Here is an 8,668-nt window from a genome sequence, read left to right on the forward strand (position 1 = left end):
ATTTGCGAGGGAATATCCGCAATCATTGCGCCCCCTACAGCAGGATTTATTGTTCTTGTTGCGGGCTCAACGGTTGGTCTTATCGTCCCGGTGCTCCTTTTCGGAGCGGCAACTATTTCATACGCAACGTTGCCATCCGTAGAGATGGAAACTAAAACTGAGCAACGCGAAACCACACAACATGGGTTTATTCATCGGATGTTTGACGGTATCCAATACATGTTTTCCGGCGCCCCGCAGAGACTTATCCTTGTCTACACGTTCTTCTTGGCGGCAGCTACAGCATCGTATTCACTCATCATTATTTACCGTCTGTACGAGGAACTCACTTTTGAAGCCTCAGTGGTAGGCATGATCATGGCCTGCAGCGGTATCGGCGGTATCGTCGCGGCGCTCATCATTGATCGTTTCCTCTCTTTTGAGAACACGCGAGGAATGCTACTGGTCGCCAACGTCGTATCCCTGCTCGGAATACCGCTCGTCACCGTCAGCAATAACCCCGTAGTGCTCGGAGCCCTGCTCTTCATCCTGGACGTAGGATGGGCATCAGCTTTCATCTTCTCCAACAATCTGCGTGACTGCATTACACCGAATGAGCTGCTGGGGCGTGCCAGCTCCCTTGATGGTGCCGTGTTTGGGTTAGGAACGCTGTACTCCATGGGTGCGGTAGCACTGATGCTTGACCATCTGGGCTCCTTCAACGCTGCGCTCGTCGTCAGTATCCCGGCTGTACTCTGCCTCATCTACACACTGGTCCACTATAAACAGTTCAAAGTGTTCAATATCGTTGAACAATAGTGAGAACCTGCTACTAACTCAATGATGAGGCAGAGAACATAGACAGAAGGAGGGGCGACCCGCCATCATGGCGAGTCGCCCCTCCCTCTATGCTTAAGCCGCGAACCTCAGGCGAGGCTCAGGCGGGTGAGATTAGAAGTTGCCCAGCATCTTGGTGACGTCCAGAGCCGCATCCAGCTGCTCCTCAGTCACTTCGCCGCGCTCCACGTAGCCCAGAGCCACAACTGCCTCACGGACAGTCACCTTGTGAGCCACCGAGTACTTAGCGATCTTCGCAGCAGCCTCGTAACCAATCAGCTTGTTCAGCGGGGTCACGGTCGACGGCGAAGCCTCAGCCAGGAAGCGGCAACGGTCAACGTTAGCGGTCAGACCGTCAATCATCTTCTCAGCCGAAACGCGAGAAACATTAGCGAGCAGGCGGATCGACTGCAGCAGGTTAGCAGCCATCACCGGGATACCCACGTTCAGCTCAAACGCGCCGTTGGTGGACGACAGAGCAATGGTCGCGTCGTTACCGATAACCTGAGCGGCAACCATGATGGTAGCCTCACAAATCACGGGGTTGACCTTACCGGGCATAATCGAGGAGCCGGGCTGCAGGTCGGGGATGTGCAGCTCGCCCAGGCCGGTGTTCGGGCCCGAACCCATCCAGCGGATGTCGTTGCTGATCTTCATCAGGCCGTACGCCAGGGTGCGCAGCTGGCCGGAAACCTCAATCAGGCCGTCACGGTTAGCCTGAGCCTCGAAGTGGTTACGAGCCTCAGTCAGGGGCAGGCCGGTCTCCTCAGCGAGAAGCTCAATCACGCGAGCGGAGAAGCCGTCCGGGGTGTTGATGCCGGTACCCACAGCGGTGCCGCCCAGGGGAACCTCAGCCACGCGCGGCAGGGAAGCGTTCACACGCTCAATGCCGTAACGCACGGTTGCGGCGTAGCCGGAGAACTCCTGGCCCAGGGTAATGGGGGTTGCGTCCATCAGGTGGGTACGACCGGACTTCACAACGTCCTTGAACTCTGCAGACTTGCGCTCCAGGGACTCAGCGAGCACCTCGAGAGCGGGAATCAGGTCCTTCACCAGAGCCTCGGTCACAGCAACGTGCACGGAGGTGGGGAAGACGTCGTTGGAGGACTGGGAAGCGTTCACGTGGTCGTTGGGGTGAACCTCAATGCCCTTGGACTCCAGGGAACGGGTTGCCAGAGTTGCCAGAACCTCGTTCGCGTTCATGTTCGAGGAGGTACCGGAACCGGTCTGGAAGACGTCAATGGGGAAGTGGGCGTCGTACTTACCGGTTGCTACCAGATCCGCTGCGTCGCGGATAGCCTGGGCGCGCTCAGCGTCGAGCACCTTGAGTTCCTCATTGGCGGTCGCGGCTGCCTTCTTCACGAGGGCAAGCGCACGAATATGGGCGGATTCGAGGGTCTGACCCGAAATCGGGAAGTTCTCGACTGCGCGCTGGGTCTGTGCACGGTAAAGTGCATCAGCCGGAACGCGAACTTCGCCCATGGTGTCATGTTCAATGCGGTATTCAATGTTTTCAGCCATACCTCTAGCATAGGCGTTCAAAGTGGCTTACGTCGCCTCGAAAAGGTGTCAAAAGAGGAAAAACGCTCATAAATTTTGCGGCGTGAGAAGGCGCGTAAAACCCCCGCCCCGGCAGATGTGCGAACACGCTACCGTGGCGGGGGTATCCCATAGAAAAATCTGTTCTTAAGTGCGAGTATGTGGGTTCTCGCGTTAAGGCTCGTATCGAGTAGCTAAGAGGTAACGAGCGGAGAAGAGGAAACCTAGTCCAGGTTCTCAGCCACCACAACGCGCGGGGGAGTCTTCACGACCACCGGAAGCGCCTGGGTCGGCGGGTTCTGCGCGTCGTTCTTCTCCTCCGGCAGGGTCAGGTCCTGCGAACTGAACACCAGCTCCGCCTTACCCTCCTTCAGGTGGTAGAAGACACCAATCACGGCGACCTTACCCTCAACCACCGCATCCGAAATGATGTGGGACTGCTCGATAATGCGGATAGCGGTCTGGCGGGTATGCTCACGCACCATGTCGTTGACGGTCGGGTTCTCCGGCAGCTTCGGAGACATTGCCGAAGGCAGGATGTGCTGCACTAGGTTACGGATGAAACCGTGCGGCATCTCACCAGACTCTAGAGCATTGCTAGCGGCAGTGACCGCACCGCAGGAGTCGTGGCCGAGAACCATCACGATGGGGGTCTCAAACTCATCGACCGCGTACTCCAACGAACCGAGAGCCGCGTTCTCCAGCACGTGGCCGGCGGTACGCACCACAAACGCGTCGCCCAGACCCAGATCAAAAATAATCTCCGCCGCCAGGCGAGAGTCACCGCAACCGAAAATTGAGGCAAACGGGAACTGACCCGCCGCCAGGTCGGTACGGCGAATCGTGTCCTGGTTGGGGTGCTCGTTGCTGCCCTCAATAAAACGACGGTTGCCGTCTCGAAGACGCTTCCACGCCTCTGCGGGGGTCGGTTGAATGCCAGCCATGTGATGCTCCTTAGCGGACAGATACAGATAACGCGTGCCGCCAGAGGCAACGAATCTGCGAACGGGTATGCGGGGGCTTCAAGCGCTCGCGCTGAAGCTGAGTTTCTCGCCGGAAGCTTCCCGGCGAAAAGAACCTACCTCAAATATGCCTTAAAAATGCGAAAAATGGCTAGTATGGCGCGCCTTTACAACCCCAATCTTGGAGACCAAAGACACGGAAACAACGCAAAGAGAGATGCAGCCCTCACCAATTTGCCGCATCTGCTCACCTTAAAGTCAACACGCACGCAAACTCGTTCAGAACAAGAAAAACGAAGCGCCCGCGCGCTATCCTGAAAGGAGCACTACTGCGTCGGCGACTTCGTGCTGGAAAGAACCAGCCAGCCGACAGTGTATTCAGAATTCTCGAAGGTGAGTCTATGACTACGAACAACAATCACGGCGATCGCAACCTCGCAATGGAACTGGTCCGCGCGACCGAAGCAGCAGCAATTGCTGCAGGCCCCTGGGTTGGCGCAGGCGAAAAGAACCTCGCAGATGGTGCAGCCGTAGATGCAATGCGCTACCGCCTCTCCACCGTCAGCTTCAACGGCACCGTTGTCATCGGTGAAGGCGAAAAGGACCAGGCCCCCATGCTGTACAACGGCGAGAACGTCGGCGACGGCTCCGGCCCCTCCCTCGACGTGGCTGTGGACCCCATCGACGGCACCCGCCTGACCGCACTCGGTATGGACAACGCCCTGTCCGTGATCGCTGTGGCAGACGGCGGCACCATGTTCGACCCCTCCGCAGTGTTCTACATGGAGAAGCTGGTCACCGGCCCCGAAGCCGCCGAATTCGTGGACCTGCGCCTGCCCGTCAAGCAGAACCTGCACCTGGTCGCCAAGGCTAAGGGCAAGAAGATCAGCGAGCTGACCGTCTGCGTGCTGGACCGCCCCCGCCACGCCAAGCTGATCCAGGAAATCCGCGAGGCAGGTGCCCGTACCCGCATCATCCTCGACGGTGACGTTGCAGGCGCTATCGCAGCCTGCCGCGAGAACACCGGCGTGGACCTGATGCTCGGCACCGGCGGCACCCCCGAAGGCGTTGTCGCAGCGTGCGCAATCAAGGCAACCGGCGGCATCATCCAGGGCCGCCTGGCACCGACCGACGAAGCAGAGCGTGAGAAGGCACTGGCAGCAGGCCACGACCTCGACCGCATCCTGACCACCAACGACCTGGTCACCAGCGACAACTGCTTCTTCGCCGCAACCGGTGTTACCGACGGCAAGCTGTTGCGCGGTGTTCGCTACAGCAAGAACGTTGTAACCACCCAGTCGCTGGTTATGCGTTCCTCCTCCGGTACCGTCCGTACCGTCGAAGCTGAGCACCGCCTCTCCCGCCTGCGCGAGATTCTCTCGCACACCAAGAGCCCCGGCGAGCAGTAATCTTCGCCCCCGCAAGGGCTGAGGAGCCGCACTAAGGCTCCTCGAACATTGCGCATACATACACAGGGAGCCGCCCCCACCGAAGAACTCGGTGAGGGCGGCTCCCTCATGTATTTAGCTTTTAGGCATCAGGACGCGCCCCGGCAGCGGTACGCCTGAACTCACTAGCGAGAGCGGAAAGACTGAACCTTCGCCTTCGCCTTCGACACAGCATCACGAACCGCCGGACGAGCCTTGTACGCCAGCGTGTAGGCGCGGTAGCCCAGCGAGGACACCGGAACATCCCAGGTGCCCGGGTACTCCACCGACTCGCCGCCGAAGGACTTCTTGAACTTCGTGAAACCAGCCCACTCGTGATCCGGCTGATCCTCCGGCGCAATGCCGAAGAGGTCAACGTACTTCAGACCCTTACGCTTAGCGTCCAGGATGAAGTTCGTCACCACCGGAATACCCGCGGACAGGCGACGATGCTCAAAAGAAGCCGCCGCATGCGCGTAGGTACGGGTGTCGTCCGAATCGTACACAAACGCCGCCGCAATCGGGGTGCTCTCACCGTTCTCATCGGTCAGCTTCGCAATGTACAGGGACGCCGCACCAGCGGGCATCAGCACGCGAGCAACCTGCATCAGGTAATCATCCTGCTGACGGTTAAAACCGTTACGCTCCGCGGTCTCATCCAAGAACGCGAACAGAATCGACAAATCCTCAGGATTCGTCGACACCTCAATGGTCACGCCCTTCTTATGGATGTTGCGGTGCAGGTTGCGGTTATTGGACTTCATGCCCTTGAGGATCTCGTCCTCAGAGCCTGAAAGGTCAATAATCTGAGTGTGCGAAGGCTGAACCTGGCGAGGAGCCAAAACCGCACCGCGACGAGCCAAGAAAGCAGCCGCATCCTGATCGCCCCAAATAGCGGATTCAGTAGGCTCAATGCGCACAAACAGGCAACGATGCTTCGCAGCTTCTTCCTTCAACGACGCGAGAGCCTCATCAAAAGCCACAGCACTGGAAGCAACCGGTCCGTACGGGCTGTACAGGTAGCGGCCGGTAGCGCCGCCCTCAACGGTCGCAAGGTACGACCAGCCGTTACCGCTCTTACGGATTACGGTGTGACCATTAGATTCCTGAAAACGTGCCCAAATGTCGGACTGAAGAATATTGCTCATCCTTCTAGTGTATCCGAGCTTAGGGAACGTAAGCCTGGGGCTCCGACGACGCTTCGGGGGCAGGAGTGGGGCGGGGTGCGGAGGTGCTCTCCTCCGCCTCGCGTTCAGCCGCTGCCTTAGCCTTCGCCTCGGCAACGCGGGTGCGCAAAGCCGCGCCCTTGTCCATCGCGCTCTGGCGCAGATCCTGAGAGAATTCGCGCAGGTCAGCGTGAACCTGCTGAGCGAATGAGTCAGTACCCGAACCCAGAATACGCAGAGCCAGCAGGCCCGCATTGCGAGCGCCGTTAATGGAGACGGTAGCTACCGGAACGCCGGCGGGCATCTGAACAATCGACAGCAGCGAGTCCATGCCCTCGAGGTTCTTCAGACGCACCGGAACACCAATCACGGGCAGTGCGGTGACAGAAGCGAGCATACCGGGCAGGTGAGCGGCACCGCCGGCACCGGCAATAATGACGCGAATACCGCGGCTGTGAGCCTTCTTGCCGTACTCAATCATGTCCTCGGGCATGCGGTGCGCAGAAACAACATCAGCCTCGTAGGGGATGCCGAACTCGTCCAAAACCTCGGCTGCGGCCTCCATGACCGACCAGTCCGAATCCGAACCCATCACAATGCCAACAATGGGCTGGGAAGAATCATAGGGAGACTGAGACATAATCCTCATATCCTTTCAGAATGCGGTGGCGAACCACCATCAATAGGGTGCGTCGGATACGCAGGATGTGCTCACCCCACGCACCGGCTAAAAATAGGGCTACAGGGGGCGGCCGTCACGCAAAATGGAGGCGGCATTCGCGGCGCTGTGGCGCAGCTCATCAAGCTCAGCCACCGTGCCAGTAATATTCACGTGACCAATCTTGCGGCCCGGGCGGGTTTCCTTGCCGTAGAAGTGGATCTTCGCGCGCGGTTCAGCCGAAAGTGCCAGCGGGTAGACGCCGAAAATGTCTTCGTTCTCGCCGCCCAGGTAGTTTTTCATCACGGCAACGCCCTCCAGCGCGGAGGTATCACCCAACGGCAGATCCAGTACAGCACGCAGATGCTGCTCAAACTGGCTGGTCACCGAGCCGTCCTGAGTCCAGTGGCCGGTATTGTGCGGGCGCATTGCCAGCTCGTTGATGTAGAAACCTGCGGGAGAGCCGGGAACCTCAAAAAGCTCAGCCGCCATCACACCGGTGACACCCAGCTCGGAGGCAATAGTCACCGCGGCGGCTGCGGCAGCCTCAGCAATCTCGGGGCTCAGGTTCTGCGCGGGAGCAATAACCTCGTCGCAGATGGAGTTCACCTGGATGGTCTCAACGACCGGCCAGGGGCGCACCTCGCCGCTTTCACGGCGAGCCACCAGTGCGGAAAGTTCACGAGTGAAGGGCACCTTCTCCTCGGCAAGCAGGGAGGAGAAATCGGTGCGGGAAGGCAACTGCTCGAACCATTCGGTGCTGCGCTCGCGAGCCTCCTCGGGAGAATCCAGGACGAGCACGCCCTTGCCGTCGTAGCCGCCGCGCGGGGTCTTCAGTACCACGGGCCAGCCAATCTCATCGCCGAAGGTGAGCAGCTCGTCCAGAGTAGAAACCTCAGCCCAGCGCGGGTTCGGCAAGCCCAGACGCTCAACAGCTTGGCGCATCAGGAGCTTGTCCTGAGCGTACTGCAGGGCTTCGGGGCGGGGCTGTACATTCACGCCTTCCGACATGAGGGTGCGCAGAAATTCGGTGGGCACGTGCTCATGATCGAAAGTGATGACATCCTTGCCGCGAGCAAATTCGCGGAGGGTGTCCAAATCTTTGTAATCCCCGACGGGCGCGGTACGTACCGCTGCCACGGCGCCGACGGTGGGCGCCTCCGCGAGAATCTGCAGGTTGAGGCCAAGGTTAGTTGCTGCCGGTGCCATCATGCGGGCCAGCTGGCCTCCGCCGATGACGCCAATTACGGGTCCAGTCACAGGGTAAGTCACATCACCTAAGTGTACCGGGTTTCAGAGAGCCTGTGGGAGCAAGCCCACATTAGGGTCGCAGAATAAGTTCAACGGGGGCGCGGAGCCCAATATGTGGGCTTTGATATGGGTGAAAGCCAGCAAAACGTGCCTTCTACCCTGTCAACGTGAAATGAAAGGGAATATCTCGTTAGCTGGGAGGTCTGTGGAAAAACTCTCAAAGGTACAAACAACCCACCGGGACTGTAATAACATATAAGAGCTTGTAAAAGAGGGAGAAACAACCGCCGGACAATGCGTTACCAGCGCCAACCGGCGCTCATCTTCCCTTTTTCCCGATAAATCTCCGCTAGATAGGTCCCGCATGAGCGCACAGACGAAACCGACCCTCACCGAACGCTTGAAATCCCTCTGGGACAGCTACGGTATTGAGGTGCTCAAATTCGGTACCGTGGGCGGCGCCGCCTTCATCGTGAACTCTGTGACGGTGTGGGTGCTGATGATGACCATCATGTCGGAGTCCCACACCAAGGCAAAGGTTGTAGCGAGTGTTGTTGCAACCATCTTCTCCTGGCTCATGAACCGCCTGTGGACCTTCCGCGACTCCCGCTCCGAAAACTGGAAGCGCGAAGCCATCGAGTTCGGTCTGGTGAACCTGCTCGGTATTCTCGTCGAGGCCGGCTGTGTGGCATTCAGTACCTACGTGCTGAACCTGCGCACCCCCGAGGCGTCCTTCATCTCCGGTACGATCATCGGTACTATTCTGGGCACCATTCTTCGCTACTTCCTCTACCGCTTCTGGGTGTACGGTTCGCACCGCCAGAAGGTTGAAGACGGCGAAGGCACCGA

At 58.9% G+C, this 8,668-nt stretch carries 8 protein-coding genes; 3 read left to right on the forward strand and 5 right to left on the reverse strand.

The window, feature by feature from the left end:
- Positions 1–798, forward strand: a 798-nt coding sequence (locus Q0216_RS06795; RefSeq protein WP_298593978.1) for an MFS transporter, incomplete at its 5' end; no start/stop codon positions are given.
- Positions 799–930: 132 nt separating this feature from the next.
- Here Q0216_RS06795 and Q0216_RS06800 read toward each other — a convergent pair.
- Both Q0216_RS06800 and Q0216_RS06805 read right to left on the reverse strand, forming a co-directional pair.
- Positions 931–2,337 (reverse strand): class II fumarate hydratase, encoded by a 1,407-nt coding sequence (locus tag Q0216_RS06800; protein WP_049338717.1) that lies wholly within the window; start codon positions 2,335–2,337, stop codon positions 931–933.
- A 242-nt stretch (positions 2,338–2,579) separates the two neighbouring features.
- Positions 2,580–3,299, reverse strand: a complete 720-nt coding sequence (locus tag Q0216_RS06805) for a carbonic anhydrase (RefSeq protein ID WP_298593981.1) — start codon at positions 3,297–3,299, stop codon at positions 2,580–2,582.
- Between the two features lie 419 nt (positions 3,300–3,718).
- Between Q0216_RS06805 and glpX the strand changes: the two genes are divergently transcribed.
- Positions 3,719–4,726, forward strand: coding sequence for a class II fructose-bisphosphatase (gene glpX / locus Q0216_RS06810; RefSeq protein ID WP_298593983.1), 1,008 nt, complete (start codon positions 3,719–3,721; stop codon positions 4,724–4,726).
- Positions 4,727–4,890: 164 nt separating this feature from the next.
- Here glpX and Q0216_RS06815 read toward each other — a convergent pair whose 3' ends face one another.
- From Q0216_RS06815 to Q0216_RS06825, 3 genes are all read right to left on the reverse strand, one after another.
- Complete coding sequence (locus Q0216_RS06815) at positions 4,891–5,892, reverse strand: peptidoglycan bridge formation glycyltransferase FemA/FemB family protein (protein ID WP_298593985.1); 1,002 nt, start codon at positions 5,890–5,892, stop codon at positions 4,891–4,893.
- A gap of 19 nt (positions 5,893–5,911) precedes the next feature.
- The gene (gene purE, locus Q0216_RS06820) at positions 5,912–6,550 is read right to left on the reverse strand and encodes a 5-(carboxyamino)imidazole ribonucleotide mutase (protein ID WP_298593987.1); all 639 of its coding nucleotides are present in this window, start codon (positions 6,548–6,550) and stop codon (positions 5,912–5,914) included.
- Positions 6,551–6,649: 99 nt separating this feature from the next.
- On the reverse strand, positions 6,650–7,780 hold the full coding sequence (locus tag Q0216_RS06825; protein WP_298593991.1) for a 5-(carboxyamino)imidazole ribonucleotide synthase: 1,131 nt from the start codon (positions 7,778–7,780) through the stop codon (positions 6,650–6,652).
- Positions 7,781–8,183: 403 nt separating this feature from the next.
- Here Q0216_RS06825 and Q0216_RS06830 point away from each other — a divergent pair.
- On the forward strand, positions 8,184–8,668 hold a 485-nt coding region (locus Q0216_RS06830; protein WP_298593989.1), incomplete at its 3' end, for a GtrA family protein.

It is taken from the genome of uncultured Rothia sp. (genome assembly GCF_937976295.1).
Taxonomy (GTDB): domain Bacteria; phylum Actinomycetota; class Actinomycetes; order Actinomycetales; family Micrococcaceae; genus Rothia.